The organism is Martinezella dioscoreae, assembly GCF_009176305.1.
GTDB lineage: Bacteria > Pseudomonadota > Alphaproteobacteria > Rhizobiales > Rhizobiaceae > Rhizobium > Rhizobium dioscoreae.
This window is the reverse complement of the sequence record NZ_BLAJ01000008.1, coordinates 37,042-60,046: the sequence shown is the minus strand read 5'-3', so window position 1 is coordinate 60,046 and position 23,005 is coordinate 37,042. Positions and strand designations below refer to the sequence as shown.

At 60.7% G+C, this 23,005-nt stretch carries 19 protein-coding genes and 2 pseudogenes; 13 read left to right on the top strand and 8 right to left on the bottom strand.

Features of this window, described 5'->3' with window-relative positions; all coding sequences use genetic code 11:
- Positions 1 to 9: 9 nt before the first annotated feature.
- Positions 10 to 2,268 (top strand): marine proteobacterial sortase target protein, encoded by a 2,259-nt coding sequence (locus GDN47_RS25315; protein WP_152094516.1) that lies wholly within the window; start codon positions 10 to 12, stop codon positions 2,266 to 2,268.
- Positions 2,265 to 2,885, top strand: a complete 621-nt coding sequence (locus GDN47_RS25310; protein ID WP_173002568.1) for a class GN sortase — start codon at positions 2,265 to 2,267, stop codon at positions 2,883 to 2,885. The genes GDN47_RS25315 and GDN47_RS25310 overlap by 4 nt, the downstream gene beginning before the upstream one ends.
- Before the next feature lie 27 nt (positions 2,886 to 2,912).
- On the opposite strand, the gene GDN47_RS25305 is transcribed toward GDN47_RS25310, so the two are convergent.
- Positions 2,913 to 3,884, bottom strand: coding sequence for a nitrilase family protein (locus GDN47_RS25305; protein WP_152094515.1), 972 nt, complete (start codon positions 3,882 to 3,884; stop codon positions 2,913 to 2,915).
- A gap of 90 nt (positions 3,885 to 3,974) precedes the next feature.
- Here GDN47_RS25305 and GDN47_RS25300 point away from each other — a divergent pair, with 90 nt between their 5' ends.
- The 4 genes and pseudogenes from GDN47_RS25300 (at position 3,975) to GDN47_RS25285 (ending at position 6,873) form a co-directional block, all read left to right on the top strand.
- On the top strand, positions 3,975 to 4,871 hold the full coding sequence (locus tag GDN47_RS25300) for a LysR family transcriptional regulator (RefSeq protein ID WP_145323638.1): 897 nt from the start codon (positions 3,975 to 3,977) through the stop codon (positions 4,869 to 4,871).
- A 106-nt stretch (positions 4,872 to 4,977) separates the two neighbouring features.
- Positions 4,978 to 5,145, top strand: coding sequence for a hypothetical protein (locus GDN47_RS32135; RefSeq protein WP_156090777.1), 168 nt, complete (start codon positions 4,978 to 4,980; stop codon positions 5,143 to 5,145).
- A 292-nt stretch (positions 5,146 to 5,437) separates the two neighbouring features.
- Positions 5,438 to 5,627 (top strand): annotated as a pseudogene (locus tag GDN47_RS32435) (integrase); the annotation flags it as partial.
- A 127-nt stretch (positions 5,628 to 5,754) separates the two neighbouring features.
- Positions 5,755 to 6,873, top strand: a complete 1,119-nt coding sequence (locus GDN47_RS25285) for a serine hydrolase domain-containing protein (RefSeq protein ID WP_152094514.1) — start codon at positions 5,755 to 5,757, stop codon at positions 6,871 to 6,873.
- Between the two features lie 79 nt (positions 6,874 to 6,952).
- Here the strand turns inward: GDN47_RS25285 and GDN47_RS32430 are convergent.
- A pseudogene (locus tag GDN47_RS32430) lies at positions 6,953 to 7,153 on the bottom strand (IS6 family transposase); the annotation flags it as partial.
- A gap of 355 nt (positions 7,154 to 7,508) precedes the next feature.
- On the opposite strand from GDN47_RS32430, the gene repA reads away from it, so the two are divergent.
- From repA to repC, 3 genes are all read left to right on the top strand, one after another.
- Positions 7,509 to 8,732 carry a plasmid partitioning protein RepA gene (repA, locus tag GDN47_RS25275; RefSeq protein WP_069614999.1) on the top strand — a complete coding sequence of 408 codons (1,224 nt, stop codon included), beginning with the start codon at positions 7,509 to 7,511 and terminating at the stop codon, positions 8,730 to 8,732.
- Positions 8,729 to 9,763, top strand: a complete 1,035-nt coding sequence (repB, locus tag GDN47_RS25270; RefSeq protein ID WP_152094513.1) for a plasmid partitioning protein RepB — start codon at positions 8,729 to 8,731, stop codon at positions 9,761 to 9,763. The genes repA and repB overlap by 4 nt, the downstream gene beginning before the upstream one ends.
- A 187-nt stretch (positions 9,764 to 9,950) precedes the next feature.
- A complete protein-coding gene (repC, locus tag GDN47_RS25265; RefSeq protein ID WP_152094512.1) occupies positions 9,951 to 11,174 on the top strand; it encodes a plasmid replication protein RepC in 1,224 nt (407 codons plus the stop codon).
- 185 nt (positions 11,175 to 11,359) lie between these two features.
- Here the strand turns inward: repC and GDN47_RS32130 are convergent, their stop codons facing one another.
- The 4 genes from GDN47_RS32130 to GDN47_RS25250 form a co-directional block, all read right to left on the bottom strand.
- On the bottom strand, positions 11,360 to 11,530 hold the full coding sequence (locus GDN47_RS32130; protein ID WP_173002567.1) for a hypothetical protein: 171 nt from the start codon (positions 11,528 to 11,530) through the stop codon (positions 11,360 to 11,362).
- A gap of 622 nt (positions 11,531 to 12,152) precedes the next feature.
- On the bottom strand, positions 12,153 to 12,662 hold the full coding sequence (locus GDN47_RS25260; protein WP_152094511.1) for an HIT family protein: 510 nt from the start codon (positions 12,660 to 12,662) through the stop codon (positions 12,153 to 12,155).
- A 1,133-nt stretch (positions 12,663 to 13,795) separates the two neighbouring features.
- Positions 13,796 to 15,379, bottom strand: coding sequence for a DHA2 family efflux MFS transporter permease subunit (locus GDN47_RS25255; protein WP_233790123.1), 1,584 nt, complete (start codon positions 15,377 to 15,379; stop codon positions 13,796 to 13,798).
- The gene (locus tag GDN47_RS25250; RefSeq protein WP_113421297.1) at positions 15,376 to 16,638 is read right to left on the bottom strand and encodes an HlyD family secretion protein; all 1,263 of its coding nucleotides are present in this window, start codon (positions 16,636 to 16,638) and stop codon (positions 15,376 to 15,378) included. Before GDN47_RS25250 ends, GDN47_RS25255 begins: the two co-directional genes overlap by 4 nt.
- Before the next feature lie 248 nt (positions 16,639 to 16,886).
- On the opposite strand from GDN47_RS25250, the gene GDN47_RS25245 reads away from it, so the two are divergent.
- The 4 genes from GDN47_RS25245 to GDN47_RS25225 all read left to right on the top strand — a co-directional run bounded on the left by GDN47_RS25245 (position 16,887) and on the right by GDN47_RS25225 (position 20,464).
- A complete protein-coding gene (locus GDN47_RS25245) occupies positions 16,887 to 17,474 on the top strand; it encodes a TetR/AcrR family transcriptional regulator (RefSeq protein WP_162748852.1) in 588 nt (195 codons plus the stop codon).
- A gap of 967 nt (positions 17,475 to 18,441) precedes the next feature.
- The gene (locus tag GDN47_RS25235; protein ID WP_152094509.1) at positions 18,442 to 18,753 is read left to right on the top strand and encodes a DUF736 domain-containing protein; all 312 of its coding nucleotides are present in this window, start codon (positions 18,442 to 18,444) and stop codon (positions 18,751 to 18,753) included.
- 446 nt (positions 18,754 to 19,199) lie between these two features.
- Positions 19,200 to 20,054 (top strand): DUF932 domain-containing protein, encoded by an 855-nt coding sequence (locus GDN47_RS25230; protein WP_145635097.1) that lies wholly within the window; start codon positions 19,200 to 19,202, stop codon positions 20,052 to 20,054.
- Between the two features lie 65 nt (positions 20,055 to 20,119).
- Positions 20,120 to 20,464 (top strand): hypothetical protein, encoded by a 345-nt coding sequence (locus tag GDN47_RS25225; RefSeq protein WP_113421294.1) that lies wholly within the window; start codon positions 20,120 to 20,122, stop codon positions 20,462 to 20,464.
- Positions 20,465 to 20,861: 397 nt separating this feature from the next.
- Here GDN47_RS25225 and traG read toward each other — a convergent pair whose 3' ends face one another.
- Both traG and traD read right to left on the bottom strand, forming a co-directional pair.
- On the bottom strand, positions 20,862 to 22,799 hold the full coding sequence (gene traG / locus GDN47_RS25220; protein WP_173002566.1) for a Ti-type conjugative transfer system protein TraG: 1,938 nt from the start codon (positions 22,797 to 22,799) through the stop codon (positions 20,862 to 20,864).
- Positions 22,786 to 23,001 (bottom strand): type IV conjugative transfer system coupling protein TraD, encoded by a 216-nt coding sequence (gene traD / locus GDN47_RS25215; protein ID WP_152094508.1) that lies wholly within the window; start codon positions 22,999 to 23,001, stop codon positions 22,786 to 22,788. The genes traG and traD overlap by 14 nt, the downstream gene beginning before the upstream one ends.
- Positions 23,002 to 23,005: the final 4 nt, after the last annotated feature.

The following is a 23,005-nucleotide window of genomic DNA, read 5'->3' as shown; positions in this document are numbered from 1 at the left end:
GAGCCTGTCATGTCAGCCTCGCCACACGTCTCGCGCTACCAGAAACGGCAAAATTTCCTCATCGGATTCGGCCTGCTGCTCTGGTTCAGCAATGCCATCCTGCTGCCGGTCCTCGCCGTCGTTTTCGCGCTCCTGCATCCCCTGGAATCGCGCGCGCAACCCGCAGCCTTCGTCACGCCAAACGAAATGGGCGCGGGCAGCCTTCTTCTTCAGACCAAGGAAGAGGGAAGATATATCGAGGCACCCCGGCTCGCGACCGATGTCGATCTCGACGTCAACGGACCGACGGCACGCGCGGTGCTCACGCAAGCCTTCGAGAACACGACCGACAAATGGGTCGAAGCCCTCTACGTATTTCCACTTCCGGAAGACAGCGCCGTCTATTCCCTGAAGATGATCGTCGGCAACCGGGTCGTTGTCGCCGATATCAAGGAGAAGCAGGCCGCGCGTGCCATATACGAGAAAGCGCGCACAGAAGGAAAGAAAGCGTCCCTGGTTGAACAGCAGCGCCCGAATGTCTTCACCAATGCGGTCGCGAATATTGGCCCGCATGAAAAGATCGTCGTGCAGATCGAATATCAGCAGTCGGTCCGCCTGGCGGACGGTCGCTTCTCCCTGCGGGTGCCGCTCGTCGTCGCACCGCGCTACAGCCCGCAAGACGCATCGCCCATCACGCAGCAGGCAGATCTAAAGGCCGGCTGGGGTCAGTCCAAACAGCGCCCATCGCGTGAGGTCAGCGACAAATCCATCTCGACACCCCTGATGGCTCCTGGCGGCGATCGCACCAACCCCGTCACCCTCAAGGTCAATCTCAACGCCGGTTTCCCGCTCGATGACGTCCAAAGCCTCTATCACGCGGTCAAGATCGACAAGGTCAGCGACACCGAGCGCCGGATCGTCCTTGATGGCGAAGCGGCCGCCGATCGCGACTTCGTGCTCGAATGGAGCGCCGTCGCGAGCAATATGCCAAGCGTCGGCCTCTTCCGCGAACGTGTCGGCCAGGATGACTATGTGCTTGCCTATGTAATGCCGCCGGCGGTGGCGACGCCGCGAAAGGCCGGCCGCGAAGTGGTCTTCGTCATCGACAATTCCGGCTCGATGGGCGGCACCTCGATCGAACAGGCACGAGCAAGCCTCGATTATGCCCTGTCCCGGCTCGAGCCGAATGATCGCTTCAACGTCATTCGCTTTGACAATACGATGACCAAATTCTTCTCCGATTCGGTGATGGCGACGGCCGAGAATATCGCCTCGGCCCGTCGCTTCGTCACCGGCCTGGAAGCCGCCGGCGGAACGGAAATGCTGCCGCCGCTTCAAGCAGCGCTCGACGACAGCCACCGGGCCAGCGGATTGCGCCAGGTCGTGTTCCTGACGGACGGCGAGGTCAGCAACGAGCAGCAGCTTCTCGATGCGATCGCGAAATCGCGGGGACGCTCTCGTATTTTCATGGTCGGCATCGGCTCGGCGCCGAACACGTACCTGATGAACCGCGCCGCCGAACTAGGCCAGGGCAGCTTCACCCACATCGGTTCGGTCGCCGAGGTGAACGAGCACATGCGCGCCCTCTTCGACAAGCTGGAGAACCCGGCTGTCACCGACGTCGCGGCCGCCTTTTCGCAAAAGAACGTCAACCTGTCGCCCAATCTCCTGCCCGACATCTACCATGGCGAACCGCTGGTTCTGGCGGCCCGGATGGGAAAGGCAGCCGGAACCCTGACCGTCAGCGGCGAGATCGGCGATCGCGCGTGGACGATCTCCCTGCCGCTCGACCAGGCAAGCAATGCCAAGGGCATCTCGAAGATCTGGGCTCGCCGCCAGATCGATGACGCCGAGGTCAATCTCACGCTCGGCAAGATCACGCAGGCTGATGCCGACAAGCGTATCCTGCGATTGGCACTCGACCATCATCTGGTCACGCGCCTCACAAGTCTCGTCGCTGTCGATACGAAGCGTCTGCGCCCGGCAAACGCGCCGCTGACACAGGCCGACATTCCATTGCAGCTTCCCGCGGGCTGGGATTACGACAAGCTCCTCGGCATCGGTGCGGCGCGGGATGCGAAAGCCGACAACAAACATCAGCAGACAGCTGATAAGTCGCAGGGTGTGGATGGCGATGCGGAGCTTGAACCCATCTCCGCGCCGGCTCCGGCCAGCGTTTCGCTGCCGCAGACCGCAACGCCCGGAATGCTTCTCATTCTCCAGGGATTGCTTGCCCTTCTGTGTGGAGCTTCGCTGCTGGTCCTCGCATCGCGAAGGAGCCGGGCATGATCGCCGCCACTCGCATCCAGACCATCGGGAGCGCGCCAGCGCGCTCCCTCCTGACTTTCGCGGCCGGCATTCTCATCGCCGCCGGTCTCTTCCTCGCCGCACAGGGGGGTTGGATCTACGCCAAGGCGGCCTTGGCGCAGCTTCTGCTGGAGCGCGCATTCGCCGAGAGCGTGATATCAGGCGCACCGGTCAAGCCCTGGAGCTGGGCCGACACCTGGCCGGTGGCGCGTATCGAAGTTCCACGCCTTGGCGTTTCCGCCATCGCGCTCAAGGGTGCGAGCGGACAGGCGCTTGCCTTCGGCCCCGGTCATCTCGACAATACCCCGCAAGCGGGCCAAGAGGGTACGGCCGTCTATGCGGCGCACCGCGATACCCATTTCACTTTCCTGAAAGATATCGGTGTGAACGACCGTATCCGCATCACACGCAGCGATGGTCGGACCTTCACTTTCCGCGTGACCCGCATGGCCGTTGCCCGCTGGGATGAAGCAGAGATCGACCCCAACGCGCGCGGCGTCCATCTCGTGCTGGCGACCTGCTTTCCCTTCGACGCCGTGACCTCGGGACCGCTGCGCTATCTGGTCTATGCCGATCTCGAAGGAACGACGGGTAAATAGACGACGGCCAGGATATGGAAATCAACCCTACCCGCCGGTGCGGGTAGACGCTTCCGAGTAACGCGCATCCATTGGGGCGAGACCGTTGGCGTTGGTTTGCGTCAGGATACCATAGAGCTCCGGACGGCGGCCTCTTATCCAGCGCTGGCCCGTGCACTTGTCGAGCAAGGCCAGATCGATTTCAGCGCTCACCCTCGCATCGGCGGCCGCCCAGGTTTCGGCTAGGATCCGACCATAGGGATCGAGGATCATGGCGTTGCCGGTGCGCACTTCGTCTTCATCCTGTCCGACGCCATTGCTGAAGACGAGGAACATTCCATTGTCGTGGGCGCGCGACGGCAGCCAGCGCATGAACCATTCCCGACCGTTTGGTCCTCGAAATTCGGCCTCGATCGCCTCCGGATCTTCGTGGCGATTGATCCATTTTTCGACCGGTATCCGCTTCAGCCCGTGCGGACTAACCGAATGCCCGCCGCCAGCCTGATGCGGCGCGATCAAGAGTTCGGCGCCAAGCAGCGCGGTCGCCCGCGCGTTCTCGATCAGATTATTGTCCCAGCAGATCAGGATGCCGGCCCGAATTCCCCAAGGTGTATCGAAGACCGTGAAGGCATCGCCGCTGGAAATGAGGCGATGCTCCCAGGCATGCAGCTTGCGATGGCAATGAATGGGGCCATCCGGCATGCAGACCGCGTAGCTGTTATAGAGCTTTCCGTCTTCACCCACCTCCAGGAAGCCCGCGCCGATCGCGATGCCCTTCTTACGCGCGAGCGCGGCTACCCGGCTGATCGAAGGACCGGAGAGCGGCTCCGCCAGCGCCCGCAGCGCAGAGCTATCGAGTTTCGGAACATGCCAATATCCGCAGATGCACATCTCGGGAAAGACGACAAGCTGATTGCCGGCCTGCACGGCTTCTTCCGTGAAATGCTCCACGCGAGAGAGATTAAAGGCCTTGTCATTGGCCCGATGCTGAAACTGCACGGATGAAATCTTGAGCGCCATGTCGATTGCTCCTTTCGCTATGAAGCAATTTGACCATGCGGCTTCTCTTTCGTAAAATGACTTTATTGATTGAAATTATTCCTGGACAGAATGGAAATAAAGCTCCTCCGATCCTTCGTTCAATTGATCGACACCGGCCACTACGGCAAGGCTTCGGCGAAACTGTTCGTCACCCAATCGACCTTGACCAAGCAGATTCAAGCCTTGGAAGCCGCGATCGGCGGAGCATTGTTCGAGCGTGGCCGCCATGGCGCCAAACTGACGCCTCTCGGAGAACTTCTGCGGCGTGAAGCACGCCCGCTTCTTCAATTGAACGACGATGTCGACCGGAAGATGCATCGCGCCATGGCCGGCCTTACCGGATACCTCGATATCGGATTTGGAATATCGACCCTTGTCGTGGCGCCGCGGCTGATCGCCGGCTTTCGTGCGACGACGCCCGATTGCAGCATCACGCTCAACGATCTGCCATCGCGGGAACAGCATCAGCGCCTGCTCGACGGCAGGCTTGATATCGGCTTCTGCCGGGCGCCGGAGGAGGATAGCGGCCTGGCCTTCATGCCCATTATCGAAGAGCACTTGGCCCTGGTGCTTCCAAGCGGGGTGACAATACCGGCCCAGGATCGGCTGGCGGAGTTGAACGAGCTTGGCTTCGTGGCGCTTTCGCCATCGCGCGGACCGGGACTGGATGATCAGATCAGGCGCTGGTGTTCGCTTGCCCGTTTCGAGCCTCGCATCGCCCAATATGCCGACGACATACTAACTGTGCACGCCATCGTTTCCGCCGGCCTGGGCGCAGCATTCCTGCCCTGGCGTGGCGTGCAGGCATTGGCGGGGTCCAGCCACAAACAGTCTCTCTCCGGACCGGAATCAAGATGGCCGGTTGGGATCTGCTGGCATCGCGAACATGCGAGCCCGCTGTTGGCCCGTTTCATCGATCATGTATCGAAGAATCTGGAATTCCACGGCTCGCAGGCCGATCGGTAATCGAGTTAAAGGCCTAACGCATGGGCATTGTGCGATGAAAGCGACCGCTCTCATCGCCAAGAGTGGGATTATGCATTCCAACCCCATTGTCCGAAAGGCGCTAGACATGAACCTGCTCGGCGTCGTCCGCGGACGGTTCAAGCGCCTTGGTGGTCAAAACGAACCATGCAGCCAAAGCATCGTCGGAGTGCCGAGAATCGCCAAGGCGATCCCCACGGAAACCGCCATCTTGATCGCCTTGATGCGCCGGGTCCTGACGCCGCTCCAATCATAACTCAAAATCACTAACCCCCACAAATCATTGATGATTCGCAAAGTAGAGCCGACTCGGCCTTCGACAAGGGATGGCGATGATTCGTCCACAACGGATATTCGCGCGATGTTTCTACGGAGGCGGTGTCGAAAGGTGGCGCCGTCTTAACCGTGCTTGAGACGCGATGGTAGTTTGCCCTGAATTTCACGCCTTGATCGGCGAAGCGATTACCGCCAGGTATTGATGGCCTTGGAGCGAAACTGGCGATGATCCGCGGATCACATGTGCTTTTATGAAGAACGCGTCACAGCCAAGCGGCCTCGATCCAGAGGCGTTCCCGGCACACGGCCCGCGCTCGGCTTATCTGACCGAGGCGGCCGAACGAGGCATACCCCAACGGGAGGCTATGGAGCGGTCCCTGCATAAGTCAGTCAGTCGCGCAGGCCGCCAGCTATTACAACAATGCCGTGCGGAAGAACGGCCCGGCGGCTCGATTGATCGTCCAGGTCACGGTATCCGGCTTCGCTTGTAGCTCGACACGACGCTATCGGCGCCGCGCCGCCTTGCGAACCAAGCTGGAATATGCGGTTCTACGACCGCTTATTCGGGAGCACGGGGAGGATGGTTGCGATGAAGACAGGGATCGACGCGGTTATCGAAAAGGCGATCACGTCCGGCAAGATCGTCGGCACTGTCGTGATCGTCGTCAAAAACGGAGAGACCGTCTATAGCCACGCTGCTGGTTATGCCGATCGAGAAACCCAAAAAGCCACCGATACGCGGACGATATTCCGTCTCGCTTCCGTGACCAAGCCGCTCGTGGCGGCGGCGGCCCTGGCTCTTGTCGACAAGGGCCGGCTGGCGCTTGGCGACCTCGCCCGAGATTATCTCCCCTATTTCCGGCCCCGGCAGCCAGATGGAGAGATCGCCGATATAACCATCCAGCACCTGCTCACTCACACGGCAGGTCTCGGTTATGGAGCAGATCCCAAGACAACATCGCCCGAGCGGATGTTCAACGCTGGCCTCGCCGACACGGATCTCGACTTCGAGGAGAACTTCAGTCGACTGTCGACCTTTCCGCTGCTGGCCGCACCGGGCAAACTTTGGTCTTACTCGATCGCCATTGACGTTCTTGGAGCGGTCATAGCGCGGATCGAGGCTTGCAGCCTGGAAGAGGCGGTGCGTCTTCATGTAACGGGACCGCTGGGCATGAGCGACACCGGTTTTTCGGTGAGCGATCCTGAGCGACTTGCCACGCCCTACGCCGATGCCACTCCGACGGCCGTCAGAATGAGCGATCGCCATTTGGTTCCGGATGATAGCGGCAACCCGCTTACCTTTGCGCCGACGAGGCTGTTCAATCCGAAGGCTTTCCAATCCGGCGGAGCGGGCATGGTGGGCACGGCGCCGGATCTAATCACCTTCCTCGAAGCCATTCGCGGCGGCGGCGCGCCCATCTTGAAGGCGGAGACCGCACGGGCGGCGCTTCTCAACCAGATTGGCGACATCCCGCGCCCGGGCAAACCAGGAGAAGGATTCTCTTTTTTGGGTGCGGTGATCCGGGATCCCATCTTGGCGGAGGTTCCAATGGCGAAGGGATCGGTAAGCTGGGGCGGCGTTTATGGACACAGTTGGTTCATCGATCCCTTGGAAGGCATTTCGGCGGCGATCATGTCCAACACGGCGGTTGAAGGCTGCATGGGAGCCTTTCCACGAGATATCGTTCGGGCGATTTATGGCGTTTAATGCTTCCGGCGCGAAAGCATCTATCGGTTCCAAGAGCTAGCGGCTCGACGGAAGCTTGATCGTTACGGTCTTGCCCTGGCAGCTGCTGAGCGAATTCTAGACCGAGCTTCGCCGCCATTCTGTGACGGTCTGGAACGAAACGTCGATACCGCGCTCGGCCGGCAGGTCTTCAACATGGCGAAAAACTAAACAGAAAACGGTGACAAAGCCACCCCGCATGGGCGATGATCTCGGCGGGAAAAGGGTGGCGTTCGAAGTGAGCAGGCTGGGCTTCGGTCATGGGCAGCAAATACCGGCTCCTTCAAGACAAAGTCGTTAAGCCGGCGCCAACGAGGGCGACTCACCCACGCCGGTAGAGTGATTCTCGTCGCTAATCTTAGCCGGATATGCGTCGAACGATCGACGGTAGCCGCGCCTTGCTATCAAAAGGTGTGAGTCATCGCTGCGATCGTCTTCGGCGACTTACCGGGGAAAATTGAAGAAAAGCAGTGCATTAAATAGCAAAGGCCCAGGTCCTGGCTGTCACATGTTAACCGGTCATTAACCGTTAATCTCTGGACGGCCTGACAGAATCGTGTTCTACCTTCTGGCGGGCAAAGGTCGGCAAACCGGCGACAGGCCGCCAAGAGGGACAAATGGCGATAGCGAACCGCACGGAGACTATAGCTCCTTCAAAGGAAAACGCAGGCAGCAAGATCGCGCGCCATGCGACTGTGCTGTCTGGTCAGCTCCAGCAGCTCAGAACGCGGATGTATCCGCCGAAATCCGAGAAGATGCTGCGCCAGTTCCTGACCAATGAAGTATCCAAGCTGACCTCGATCCCGGATTCGACCCTGAAGCTGATGTCGAGCGAGGGCCGAGGCCCCACCCCGAGCAGGTTGGAGAACAATCACCGCGTCTACACGCTTGCCCAGATCAACGAATTGCGGGAGCTGTTCGCCAAGCAGAAGCCGGCGGAAGCCCTTCGCTTCCTGCCTCGGCGCCGGCCAGGCGAACATCTGCAGGTGATGGCGATCGCCAACTTCAAGGGTGGCAGCGCCAAGACGACCACTTGCGTTCACCTCGCGCATTATCTCGCGCTGCATGGCTATCGCGTGCTGGCGCTCGACCTCGATCCGCAGGCCTCGCTTTCGGCCATGTTCGGCGCCCAGCCGGAAATCGATGTCGGCGCCAACGAAACCATCTATGCGGCGCTGAGATACGAGGCGACCGAGAGGCGCTCGATCCGCGAAATCATCCGCAAAACCTATTTTGACGGCATCGATCTCATTCCGGGCAACCTGGAAGTCATGGAGTACGAGCACGAGACGCCGCGGGTTCTCGCCCAAAGGTCCGGCTCCGGCGCCATCTTCTTCGAGCGCCTGAAGCTCGCGCTTGCCGAGGTCGAGGAGGATTACGACATCGTCATCCTCGACACGCCGCCGTCGCTCGGATTTCTGACCCTTAGCGCCATCTACGCCGCCACGAGCATGATCATCACAGTGCATCCGGCCATGCTGGACGTGGCATCGATGAGCCAGTTCCTGCTCATGATGGGCGATCTGATCAGCGTGCTCGACGAAAGCGGCGCGCAGCTCGACCAGGATTTCATCCGCTATCTGATCACGCGCCACGACCCGAATGATGCGCCGCAATCGCAAGTCGTCGCGATGCTGCGTCATCTCTTCGGTACCGATGTTCTCTTGCCGACGGCGATCGAGAGCACCGCGGTCGAGGCCGCGGGGCTCGCCAAGCGTTCCCTCTACGAACTCGAGATGGGGCAGATCGGCCGAGACACGCACAAGCGCGCCCGCGAGGCCGTCGACGCCGTCAACGAAGCCATCGTTCATCTCATCAATGCAAGTTGGGGGCGTGAATGAGCAAGAGCCCGAGACGATCCATCGTCGCCAGTTTCGGCCTGCTTTCGGCCGAATTGGAAAGCGGCGAGAGCACGCCAGAACCGTCGCCTTCCAGCCCTGTCCCCGCGCAGCCTGTACGCGTCGGTGCCGGGGTGATCGGCGCGGCGCATCGCGCGATCGGCGATATCCGCGCGGAGCGCGATCGACTGCGCGCCATTGTCGAATCCGGCGAAGGCTGGATCCAGGATCTCGATCCACATGTGATCGATGCCTCGCCCTATCCGGATCGCCTGCCCGACGACGATCCGGGTGATTTCGAGAGATTCAAGCGCTCCATCGAGGAGGAAGGCCAAAAGGTTCCGATCCAGGTTCGACGGCACCCCACCTCGAGCGATCGGTATCAGGTTGTCTATGGCCATCGCAGATGGCGTGCCGCCCTCGAGCTCGGCCGCGCGGTGCGTGCCATAGAGGTCGAGATATCCGATCTCGACCTGGTGCTGGCCCAGGGTATTGAAAACGCGAGTCGTCAAGATCTGACATGGATTGAACGCGCCTTGTTCGCCTCGCGCATGGACGATGCGGGCATCAAGGCGCGCCATATCTACGCGGCTCTTTCCATCGAGGACGCGGAGCTCGCGCGAATGCGGAGCGTCTATCGCACGATCCCGGCGGATATCATCGAAGCGATTGGCAGGGCTCCGAAGGTCGGCCGACCGCGTTGGCTGGAGTTGGCCAAGACAATATCCGCGGCCCCCAATGCCCTTGAGGTGGTGCGCGCCGCTCTCTCCGACGTCAATGACGCCGATGAAACCTCGGACCAGCGATTTCAGGTGGCACTGAAGGCGATCAAGCCTTCGCCCGAGACGCGCAACACCCAGATCGCGATTTCCGATGGATCGGGAGCCAGGCTTGGTGTGTTCATGACCTCGCCCCGGGAGGTTCGAATCTCCGCCGAGGGCAAATTGGGTACGGAATTCGTAAGATTTGTCGAGGAGGAGCTGCCCGACCTTGTCGAGCGTTTCACTCGTTCGAGAGACAAACGCAAACCCTGACAGCTGTCAGGGTTTTCTGATTGGAAAGGAAACCTAGCAAAAGAAAAAAGGCCCCCAAACGTTGCCGTCGTGGAAGCCTTCTCTTCAATGTAGCAACTGAAGAATCGCATTTCCTCGAATCCCAGTCAAGAGTCTTTGGCACCGTTTTTGGTGATCGTATTTCTTTTGCCTCTTGAAGGTGAGGAAAATGCAGAATGGAAGTGTAACGACGCCTTTTGGGCGGCGGCCAATGACGCTTGCCCTGCTTCGGCGACAGATCGCCGTGAACAGGATCGAACCCGGCAAGTCGGTCGATAAATGGAAAGTCTTTCGAGACGTATCCGAAGCGCGGCAAAAACTCGGATTGCAGGATCGCAGCCTTGCCGTGCTTGACGCCCTGTTGAGCTTCCATCCGGAAAGCGAGCTGCGCCAGGACGCCCAGCTTGTTGTCTTTCCATCCAACGCGCAGCTGACCTTGCGCGCTCACGGCATCGCGGGCGCCACGCTTCGCCGGCACCTCGCGCTTCTCGTCGAGGCTGGCCTGATCGTCAGAAAGGATAGCGCCAACGGTAAGCGCTATGCGAGAAAAGGCAGGACGGGCGAGATCGAAAACGCATTCGGCTTCGATGTCTCACCGCTGCTGGCGCGCGCGGAGGAACTCGCAATCATGGCCCAGCAGGTCGTGGCGGAACGGATGGCGCTACGCCGCGCCAAGGAAAGCCTGACGATCTGCCGGCGCGACGTCCGCAAATTGATCGCGGCGGCCTGCGGGGAAGGCATCGGTGGCGACTGGTCGCTAATCGAGGATAGCTACAACGCCATTGTCGCCCGCATTCCTCGTTCACCGACGATCCGCGAGATCGTCTGCATTCTCGAAGACATGGAGCTTCTTCGCCGCGAGATCATCAACCTTTTGGAAACGCAGCAAAAAATTGAAAATTATAGCACCAATGATGCCCAGGATGAGCAGCACATACAGAGTTCGAATCCCGAATCCCTTAATGAACTTGAACCAAGCTTTCGCGCAAAGCTGGAAACGAGGTCCATCGAAAGAGACAGGTCGCGGAAAGAACCGATGCGGATCTTTCCGTTAAGCCTCGTGCTGAAGGCATGCCCAGAAATAAGCTCTTATGGACCGACGGGCGGTATCAACAACTGGCGGGACCTGATGTCCGCGGCTGTCGTCGTGCGATCAATGCTGGGCGTCGGTGCTTCGGCCTACCAGGATGCTTGCGAGATAATGGGGCCAGAAAACGCCGCCGCGACGATGGCGTGCATCCTCGAGCGATCTGGGCATATCAATTCGGCTGGCGCGTATCTGCGAGATCTTACTTCCAAGGCGACGCGGGGTGAATTTTCACTTGGTCCCGCGCTCATGGCATTGCTTCGAGCAAATATCGGCGACGGCGATATCATATCGAGGGTTTCATGACGGATGGTTGCTCGGCTTCCAGCATATCCACGATTGGAGTGGGCCCTTGAACCAGAGCTCGAGCGTTACCGAGTGGGCGGCATGATATGTCATTTTCAGCAAATGGTACGGCCAAAGCCAATCTTTCAGCCATGGCCGTCCATTGGCCGTCGGTGGTCGCCGGCGGCACGCATCCGGGCCGTGGATTACCGGCAGACGCGTTCCTTGCGGATGACCCAGTGGCCATGAACCTTATGCTTCACGGTCTTCACGAAGCAATCATGATGATGAAGATGGAATGGAGCTGCCTGAGAGGGAACGCTGACGGCGACAACGGATGCCAGGGCGATCACCGAAGAGAGAAGAAGGCTTTTCATGTTAAACCTCGTAAGCATTGGGGGTTGATGCTGCGTGTTCACGCATGAACTTGATGACCGATCGAGACTTAACCGAAAATGAATAGCACCCTTACAATTTTGTAATGCGATCTGGAGATCGGCGCCGATCGAAGAGCCGTCCGCGGTGAACGCGAAAGGAGCTTGGTTTGAGGTACATTGGCCAAACTCGGTCCCGGCCGATCGCATTTATCGCCCGATCTCTCCCCGCTGGCCTACCACTCGCCGGCCGCAACTGGAGCCTTGGTAGCAAGCGAGCACGAACTCCCGGGAGATTTATCGGTCCGGGCTATCTGGTGATTGGCGAATCTGGGCGGACATTCATCCAAAAAGCTGACCAAAATACCCGTCCGAAGGCCGTTTTACGCCAATCCCGAGGGCGGGATTGCCGCTCGCGGAACAGCGCGTTTCCATGCCTCGGAAGCTTCAGTCGATACTGTATGCCTCATGGAAGCTAATACCGCGATAGCTTCTCGATGGAAAAATTCTCTTTGAGAATCAGATATTTAGGCGGCGCCAAATTTGGGCAGGAGAAGCGAAGCATTTCGTCCGTCTCGTGCGATATAGCACGCTAACGAGGCCGATTAGTCAAGGAAATTGTCGGTTAGCGAGATCGCTCGATGGCTCGCAGGCGATACCCCATCGTCTCGCGCAGGAGAGCGATGGTCTCGGAAACGCTCGGTCCCTCGATCGGAGGCGCCCGCCGGCGTTCGCAGAACTCCCGCCAGACGAATAGGGTCAGTTCCGCCCCGTCCGTCCCGGTCTCCCCCTCCCCCTCCGCCAATTGTCCGAGGATCCGATATCGGCCATCTCGCCAGAACAGTTTCTCCACCCAATCGTAGATGGGGATGACATGGAAATGAAAGGGAAGTCCGGGAATGTGGCCATATCGGCCGATATAGACGCGTGGAGCGCCCAGCTCTCGTTTCAGGGTCGCTTGAGACAGCGCCAGCAGCGGGCCGATCTCGCGCAGCGCGCCATCGGGTAAATCGAAGAGGTCATTGGCCAATCCTTTGGACGCGACGATGAGATAGCCGGGGAGCGCCGAATTCGCGCGGTGGCTCACAAGCCATCCGTCGCTCTCGCCGATCACAAATCGTGAAGCAGTCGTCATGTCTTCTCTTCGTGTCAGCTGTTATTCGTCAGCTATTTATGCTTCTGGCCAGGCGTGAATAACATTGGCCAGAACCGGCAAGCTGAAGTTTTCCTGGCTTTTCGATGGCCGAAGCTGAGTGGCGAATATATAGGCCCCGCGTTGATTGCGAAGGTTGCGTAGCTGCTGCCGGGCTGGCGGTCGAGGTGAAAGAGACCGCTCCGGCAAGACGATCGCGGGCTCTCCCGTGCGCCCCAATAGATGTCCATCCCTGTCTGCAAGCAGCATCCTGCGGCGGCCGAGCACGCCGACGGCCGGAAAGGTCGTCGGAAGCACCACCGGGCGCGCAATGATACTGCTTTCCGCCGTAAACGAGCTGCCGGAAGAAAGCTCCATGGAACAGCAAGATTCCCGGATTGGACGGGCGAATGAAAAAGTCGCGCGGAAAGTTGGATCGCGAGCGAATGAACGCCAGGCGAACAGGCCTCGATGGACCAGATGGGGCTGCCGCCCATCGTATCCATGCGAGGAACTCGGCTGCTAGAGCAGGCGCGCCGTTCATCCCGAGCACGTCGGTCGGCGCGGCTTGCGAACATTGCCGCGGCTGTTCCAGGGTGTCCGAGTTCGCGGCCACGGGTGATGGAATTCGCGGTAATCAACGCGGCATTGCGACCTGGCGGCAGGATGCGCCAGGATCGCCACGAGGAAAGCCGCGTATGCTCGATGGACGTGTTGGAACTTCGCTGAGCGCGAGTAGCGGTAATGGCGATATTCGCAGGTAATGATCACGGGCGGTTGGAGGCGACCTTCAACTTTGAAGTTGGGAGTTCTCTCTCGCTGGAGCGAGCGTGGTCTGGCTTTGGTGGACGCGCGAAAACCCTGACAGCTGTCAGGGTTTTTCAAACAGTGGCCATTAGAAGGGCGGTCTTTGGTAGGTGCGCGTCGCCCGGCGACCGACACAGAGGCGATATACTTCGCGTCACCCCTCCGGCGAGCTTGGGCCAAAACCCTGACAGCTGTCAGGGTTTTGTTCCGGAAGACCGTCGATGCATCGCAATGGCCGGATGAACGGTTGCGCTCACAGTATGCGCGGCCGGCTCGTCCCGGTCGGAACTCCCGTCGCCTCGAAAACTCCGGCCGGGAGTGACGGCGCGTCAATGTCCCATGGATGCCTTCTTGCCGAGCGTCACGTTGCGCAGCGTCAAGGCAAGAGGGATGGCCGCGAGCGAGATCAACGTCAGGACCCAGAAAGCATCGACATAGGAAAGAAACGAAGCCTGGCTCTGAATTTGCTGATTGATCCAGGCGAGTGCCTGTTGATGGGAGGTGGAAAGTGAGCTTCCTTGCGCCATGAAATAGCTGCTCAACTGACCATAGGTATCCTGGTAGGCGCTGTTCGACGGGATGATGTGTTCCACCAGGCGGCTTTGGTGAAACTGTTCGCGATGGGTGATAATGTTGGAAATCAACGACACGCCAATCGATCCGCCGGTATTGCGGGCGGCGTTCAGCAGCGCGGAGGCCTGGTCGGTCTTGCTAGCGGGAATTCCGTCGTAGGAAGCCGAGGTGATCGGCAGGAAGATGAATGGCAGGCCAATCCCCTGCAGCATGCGGGCCGCGGCGAGATACCAGAAACCCACGGCGCCATAGACGCTGGTTACCTGATACATCGACAGGGCGACGAAGCCGGCGCCGATCGCGATCAGATATTTCGGCTGTATTTTCGATGAGAGGAAACCGACCACGAACATCATGACCATGGTGACTACGCCGCCGGGCGACAGCATCAGCCCCGCCCATGTGGCCGTGTAGCCGAGATTCTGCTGAACCAGCTGGGGCAAATATTGCGTCGTGGCGAGCAGCAGCGCGCCGGTTGCCATCATCACCAGAAAGCAGGTGCCGAACTGACGACCGACCAGCATCCTGATGTCGACGGCCGGATTTCGGTGCCGCAGTTCCCAGGGGATCATCAGCAGGAAGGCAAGCGCGCAGATCACTGCCGCCACGACGATGAAGCTGGAGCCGAACCAATCGTCCTCCAGTCCTCTGTCGAGCATCAGCTCCAGCATTCCAAGGAAGGTGGCGACTAGCCCGAAGCCGATCCAATCGAAGCCAGGCTCCCGCCCGCGTTTCTGGGCACGTTCTTGCTTGGCGCCCACCGGCTCCTTGATCAGCATGGCAACGGCGGCGAGCGTCAAGACGCCGACGGGGCCGTTGATCAGGAAGCACCAGTGCCATGAGAAGTTATCCGAAAGCCACCCGCCCAATGTCGGCCCGACCACGGGGGCGACGACGACGGCTACGCCGAACAGGGCGAAGCCCTGCCCCCGCTTTTCAGGTGGAAAGCTGTCGGCCAGAATGGATTGCGCGACCGGCACCATGCCGCCGCCACCGATACCCTGCAGGATGCGGGCAAGCAGGAGGAATTGCAGATTGGGCGCGAAGCCGCACATAACGGAGCTGATGGTGAAGAGTGCGAGGCAGCCGAGAAAGAAAGTCCGACGGCCGAGAATTCGCACGAGATAACTCGTGGCCGTCACGATCACGGCGTTGGAAACGAGGTAGGTGGTGACGACCCAGGACGCTTCGTCCTGGCTGACACCAAGGCCGCCGGAAATATAGTTCAGCGCGACATTGGCGATGGTTGTGTCAAGCACTTCCATGAAGCTGGCAAGCGCGACGACGATCGCGATGATCCAAGGGTTCGGCGCCGATCCGGCGGCAGCGTTCGTGCTCACAACACGTTCCTCAGGCTTTCCCACAAAGAGGGGCTGGCATCGGTGCGCACCGTCGGGACGACGGACATGCCGGGGCCCAACGCGAGATCGCTCGGCACGTCATCAAGCTCGATCTTCACGGGAACGCGCTGGACGATCTTCACATAGTTGCCAGTGGCGTTTTCCGCGGGAAGCAATGAGAATGCCGTTCCCGATCCCGGCTGCACGCTCGCGACATGGCCATGGATCGTACGTCCCCCATAGGCGTCGATCGTCAGCGTTACCGGCTGGCCTGGACGCATATGATCGAGCTGGGTCTCCTTGAAGTTGGCCGTGACCCAGAGCTTGTCCGGCACGAACATCGCCAGATTCGTGCCCGCTTGCACATATTCGCCGTCGCCGGCCGACAACTGCACCACTCGACCAGGCTGAGCCGCCGCCATCGTCGTGTAGGATAAATTGAGCTTGGCCTGGTCGAGCTGGGCTTGATCCTGCTTGAGAGTGGCCTCAACGTTGGCGATCTGGAAGTCATAGGCATCCAGCTGACGCCGCGCGGCGGTCAGCGAAGCCTGATCGGTGTTGAGCGCGGCCTGCTGCTGGTGCAGTTGCGAGGTATATTGCTGCGCTTCCTGAAGAGTGCCGGAGCCGCTCTTCACCAATCCCTGATAGCGGTCGTTCTGCTGCTGGGCGAAGACGAGATTGGCCTCGGCCTGTGCGACCTGCGCCTCGGCTTCTTCCACATTCGCTTGCTGAACCCGCTTCTGCGCCTGTGTATTCTTGATATTGGCGTTCGCCGCTGCGACCTGCGCCTGGGCCTGCTCAAGAGCCGTCTGGTAGTCGCGATCATCGATGCGGGCGATTACCTCGCCACTCGCTACGTGCTGGTTGTCGGTGACCGGGACGGAAGAAATATAGCCGGCTACCCGAGAGGTGATGGCATATTGACGCGCGGCGATGAAGGCATCGTCGGTGCTCTCATAATGAGAGGCGTCGTCCCAATAGAGAAAGGCCGCCACCGCCGCCGCGGCAAGTGCGCTTCCGCCGATCAGGAGCACCCACCGGCGCCGGGAGGGGCTGCCAGTCGCATCCTCATGCCCGGGATCATCCGGCTCCGGCGTCTCGTTTTCGTCGAGGGATAGGGTTTTATCGCCGGGTCGTGGTGCTTCCGCTCTTTCCTGTTCGGCCGGCAGGCCGCCTTGCTCATGATTTACCTTGGCACCGGCGCTCTTCGGCTCCAGTACGATTAATTTTCCGAGGGTCTCATCCTGAGGCGTGCTCATCTTCTACCTCTTCCGTCACTAGGCTTAAATTGAAACGAAACGTTCAATTAAAATATTGACGTAGAACTGATCGGAGTGTTAGTCAAGAGCCGCGGAGGGTGCTAAACCGCGTCCGAGCCAATCAAAAAACAGTGAGGTCCGTCATGCCGCGAGAGATGGCAAAACCCCAGATTATACCGGGGAAGACAAATGCGACGCGACGTGGGCGCCCCCCGAGGGAGAGGGCGGGGGAAGTCGAGGACAGAATTTTGCAGGCCGCGCTCCAGGTCTTCATCGCTCGAGGTTATGAGGGCGCCAGCATCGACGAGATTGCCGAGGTGGCGAGGGCCGGCAAGCCGAGCATCTATGCGCGCTTCATCAACAAGGAGACCTTGTTCAGGGAAGTCGTCATCCGTTGGGCGCAAAAATCCGGCGAGATGGTCGCCTCCGCCACATCGGGCAGCATTCTTGAACGCTTCCAATCCGCGGGGGTCCTGATCCTCCAGCGGGCCATAAGGTCGGAGACCATCGGGCTCATACGCAGCGTGATCGGTGAAGCGACCCGCCATCCGGATCTGGCGACGACGATCCACTACGCCATGCGAGCACACGGAACGGCTACCGCGATGAAACTCGTGGCGGAGTTGGCGGAGGCCGAGGAACTCAAGCCATTGCCCGCCTTCGCGCCGGCCAGCCTTGAAGCCACGACCCGATACTTCATCGATCTGGTGTTGCTGCCGATGATGATCTCTTCGCTATTTCATGCCGATCTCACGCCCGTGAAGACACAAATGGAAGATCATGCACGCGAGGCGGCCACTTTTTTCCTACGCGGCTGCGGCTACAGCGGCGTTTGACGGTCATGGCCTTCGCGAGATCGCGGCAACAGGCCTAGATATTCCGGCGCTGCCTGTAAATCGTTCCTCGCGGGGCCCGCCGCGCGGGTGAGCAGGGCGCGACAGCGGCGTCAAGGCAGCTCCCAGCGAAACGGAGCCCGCCGGTGAGCGTCAGTCAGGTCCGAGCGTGCCGGCCGAAGCGTCTCCGGTGCTGTCCAAGCCGCTCCCGCAAGCGCTCGCGATAGCGCGAGAACATGTCGATGGGCTGGCCGCGCGCTCGACAGCGGGGGTGCCTCCACCGACCGCGGCCCATGGCGGACGCTTGGAAGGCGGCTTGATGCTCTTCATGCCGGATGGGGCGTCAATGCCGGCCGCCGCTCTTGGTGGTGCCGGTTTCCTCGCCGGCTCGCGGGGTCACGTGGCCTTTCCGTGGTGCTGAGATCCAATTTCCCCCGAGATCGACCGATCCGGAGTGTTGGGTCTCCGCTTCCGGGAGTGCTTGGACTCGGTGACAAACGGTCTTGTGCGCTAAAGCGGTTTTCCTCCAAGCGACCAATCGCGCGGCAACTCCATGACTGCGAGTTTGCCCCGCGAGCGCGACCCTCGCCGGACGTCACGCGAGGGAATGCGCATGCCTTCATGTCAGTCTGGCGGTCCAGTTGAGCCGGACATGGCCATCTGTCCGAAATTTCCCCGTGCTGATCGCCAACGTCATATTCCCTCGCCCATTCGCCGCGGCTCCACATGCGGGCTCGATGGGGCAGGTCTGACCGGAGAACGGCTGCGCCTCGCTCATCTTCCCGCAACGGTGCCACGAGACTTTCATCCCCTTCCGGCTTCGCCGTCATTCCTCGCGAGACAAGAAAGTCTCTCCGCGCCGCCCTCCACCGTGTTCCGGCCCCACGGGGTGCGGTCTGATCGTCCCCGGCCTTTGTGACTGCCATCGAGCCGCAATGGAGCGGCTCGAAACAGCAAAAGGAATAGGAAAATGGCTACCATCGGCACCTTCACTTCGACTGAAAGCGGCTTCGTCGGCTCAATCCGCACCCTCGCCCTCAACGTAAAGGCACGCATTACCCGCGTGGAAAGCCCCTCCGACAAGGGTCCGCACTTCCGCGTCTACGCCGGTCCGGTTGAGCTCGGCGCCGCCTGGCAGAAGCGCTCCAACGAGAGCGACCGTGACTATCTCTCGGTCAAGCTGGACGATCCGAGCTTCCCCTCCCCGATCTACGCGATGCTCACGGAGGTCGAAGGCGAGGATGGCTACCAGCTCATCTGGTCCCGCCCGAACCGCGATTGAGATCCGGGGCCCCGCCAATCAGGCGGGGCCTTTTCTCAATTTGCTGGCCGAGGCGCATTCCGCGAAGGAGCGCGTTCGATGTTGATGGCACCCACCCGGTTCTTCCGCCGATAACGGTCGTTTATCGAACGCAGCGCTGACGCATCCGTTGATGAGGCCCGTGCCGGGCCGCTTCAATTTGCTCGCCCCTGACATCGCCGCCCAGGCCGGTCAAGCGGCCCGTGAAGCCGGTTCATCTTCCGCGCCAGTCCGCAAGCGGACCCGTGAAGATACCCCGGCTTCCGCGCCACGCCGCTTGACAGTCCCGTTCGCCGCCGTGGGGCGGGCTTTCGCCCTCCCCTCTCTGTCCCGGGGAATGTCAGAGGCCATTCCCCAGGCAAGACCGGGGAGGCTTCGCCCGAGGGGCTTACCCTGCGGATGGCAACCCTAACCAATGGAGACTGACAATGAGCATCTATACCGAGACCGCGCGTTTCGACACTGGCCGCGCGCTGACTGAAGCCGAAATGCGCCGCATTGCCCCTTCCATTTTCGCGGTGACCGCCCATGAAAGCCGGTCGGAACGCTTCCGGCCTATTCCCACCATCGAGATTCTGCGGGGTCTCGTCCGGGAAGGCTTCATGCCGGTCGGGGCGAAGCAGTCGCACAGTCGCATTGAGGGAAAAGCCGACTTCACCAAGCATCTGATCCGCTTGCGCCGCATCGACGACGGCAAGGTTTACAATGTCGGCGATACCGTTTGCGAAATCCTCCTCAAGAATGCCAATGACGGCACCAGCGCCTATGAATTGATGGCGGGACTGTTTCGGGTTCGTTGCCTCAATTCCCTGGTGACGCGGACCGGCACCATCGATGCCATCAAGGTTCGCCATTCCGGCGATGTCCAGCACAAGGTTATCGAGGGGACCTATCGCGTGCTTGGCGAGGCCGAACGCACGCTTGTCGCCCCACAGGATTGGTCAACCCTGCGATTGAACCGTGATGAGAGGGATATTCTCGCGGACGCCGCCCATGTCCTGCGCTTTGGAGACAAGGATGGCGAGACCACGACGCCGATCAAGGCCGAACAGTTGCTTATCCCCCGCCGTCATGACGACCGAGCCGACGATCTTTGGACAGTCTGGAACGTCGTGCAGGAAAACGCCATCAAGGGCGGGTTGCGTGGTGTTGGCCGCGACGATCTTGGCAGGCGCCGTCGCGTGAAATCCCGCGCCGTGAACGGTATCGATCAGGACATCAAGCTCAACAAGGCGCTTTGGCTGCTCGGGGAAAGGATGGCGGCCTTGAAAAGCGCGCGGTGATCGCGGGAGCGCCGCCGCCCTGGCGGCGCTTCACATTCATGTCCATTCTATCGGAGAAAATACCAATGAACACTGTTCATCCCATCTCCAATTCGCGGGAGATCAACGGGCATGTTCGTCCCATGGCATTGGCCAACGCAATTCACGGGCGCGTTCCCTCGTCGTGGGGTGGCGCGTCCTTCGTCACCTTGAACGATATTCGCGACTGCATCGAAGCGGGTGACCGATGGTTTGAGGAGGAGATCCCGGAAGGGTTTCGCGTTTCGACCGATAGCGGCTTTTCCTGCATCGTGCGCGATCGCCTCGCGTTTTGTTCGGCCCCTCGCCCGATCCTCGAGCTCGTTACACTCTCCAAGGAGGCAGACGAGGCCCTGGCGGTCGCGACATCGAAGAAAAACGACCAGGGCTAAATCGCCTCTTTCCGCCGATTAGCATCGAAGGCGAGCAGCGGCGAAGATCGCGCCAGCGCCCTTGGCGACATTGATGAGGCTAGATTGGTTTGTCGGCGGCTTGCCTGTCCCGCGCCGCTCTCCAAGCCGAGCGCGACAGGTCGAGGGGTGCCCCTCGCGCCCCACCCCTCGATGCTCCCCGCCCGCCCCTGAAAAAGCGGAGCGCGAGGAGCGGGGCAGTCGGTCCCGCTTTCCCTTCGGGCCACGATGTTGAAGCTCCCACGGCTGCCCTTTGTCCGCTCCTCGCGCGTCGAGAATTCCCGAAATCCCGGCCGGCGGCCGGCGCCCTGCTGATTTCTCCGATGCTCTTCATTTTTTTGGGGATCGGCCTTGCTTCTTGGACCGCGCGTCGGTTCGATCAGTCAGGTCTTTCGAACGTCTTCCCGTCGCGATGAAACCTGTTCGCGCCGACGCGGGCCTTCATGTCATCCCGCCGGAACCAAATCGCACGGCCGCACCGAAGTGGCGCGTTCCCGGCCGTGAACACAATCTGCTCGTCCGCTCGCATGCGAAGAACCTCATGCGCCTGGATCAGCGGCCGGGCGGCCAGCTGCTTCGAACGCGTTCGCGATGAACCCTTCGCTTGGGAACCGCGGCTGACCTGATCGATCTCGACCGTGGTCATGCCGCAGCGTTTCGAGATATAGTCGGCGGTCTCGGGATCATTGATCGCCGCGAAGGAGATCCAGCTCGCGCTTTCGAACCACTTGCTCGCGGCGTCGCGGCCGCCATAGGTTTCGCGCATCTGCCCGATCGACTGGTAGATCATCGTCAGCGTGATGCCATACTTGCGGCCGGCATCGCGAGCGGTCTCCAGGATTCGCATGTAGCCGAGGCTGGCAACCTCATCGAGGAGAAAGAGCGCCCTGCCCTCCAGCGCGCCGTCGCGATTGTAGATCGCGTTGAGGAACGATCCGATGATCACCCTCGCAAGGCCGGCATGCGTCTCGAGCGTCTTCAGATCAATGTTGATGAACACATCGGTCTTGCCATCCGCGAGCGCGTCGGTCGAGAAAGTCGAACCCGACACGAGCGCGGCATAGTTGGCGTAGGACAGCCAGTGCGTTTCCTTGACCGCGTTGGCATAGACGCCAGAAAAGGTTTCCGCGGTCATGTTGACGAAGGCGGCGACATTCTCCCTGACGAAATCCGAGTTGGAATTCTCGTAAATGGATTGCAGTCGCTCGCGCAGTTTCGGCTCTGGTTCCGCCAGATTCGAACGAACCTGGCGCAAGGTCTGGTTCGCCGTGTCGGTATGCCCGGATAGGCAGACGTCCGCGATCAGCGCGGTCAACAGCTGAAGCGCCGATGCGCGGAAGAAGTCGTCGCGGACGCCGCGCGGGCCGCCGCTGTCGCTCATGATCCACGATGCGACCGAGGCGATATCCTCTTCCTTGGTTCCGCCATGCCGACCGATCCAATCGAGCGCGTTGAACCCGGTTTCGGGTTCCTTTGGATCGAGAAGGCGGATGAAGCGCGCGGCGGCTTCGCGATGCCCGCGCACCATTGGCGCGACCTCGTTCGAGGGGTCCAGCACGACAAGGCCGCCGGCCCATTTAAGGGCCGTCGGGATTGTCACGGACGTTGTCTTGAAACCGCCCGAACCGGCGAAAACGATACCGTGCGACGATCCGAACGAACCGTCGAAACACAACAGCGATGCCTTGCCGCCGCCGCCCCAGCTCTCGGCGTCGCCCGCGCGGAAGGGACGCGCCGCGGTGCTATCCTTGTCGACGCGGTAGCGTTCGCCGATGACGATGCCGCCGGTGTCGGGAAAAAGCCTCGCCGCGTCCCGCATGTTCATCCAGTCGGCCTCGCCATGCAGCGCCCTGCGCCCTCGGATACGCCTCGGCTCGGCGCGGGCGAAGGCGGCGTTGCCGATGAGCATCACCCGCAGCGCGAAACTTCCCACCATCAATGCGGCCACCGCGCCGATCATCGTTGCGGGGTCGAGATACGCGGCGATGGACCCACCCGCCGGAACCTGACCGACGAATGAGATGAGACGTGTCGTCTCGCGTATCGCCGCGATCAGGATCGTCACCATGCTCCCGGCGGCAACGCCCCAACCCGCGAACTTGATGCCGGTCGCGCCCGTGCTCGCGAACAGGAAGGTCAGGCCGATGGCCGAAGCGGTGACATAGGGCGTCGCGATGCCCACGCGACCCAATGCCAACCTCGCGGCCTCCGTCCTTCCAAAGGCCGATAGCCAATCCTCGATACCGGCCGTGCCGAGGACGGCGAGCATCATCAGCACGACCGGCGCGGCGAGGAGAGCAAGTTTATTCGCCGTCATCGCTGAACGCTTTCACACCGATCGCGATCAGCCGCGCCCGCTCGCCTTCCTCCGACCTCAGCCGGGCGTTCAGTTCGAGCAACGCTCCAAGCAGAAGCGCGCGTTTCTCATATCGCAAGCCAGCCTTGACGATCAGGCCGCCGAGTTCGATTTTCTCGCGTGTGTCCTTCTTGCGGGCATCGGATGTCGTCGTTCTCGCCATCCGA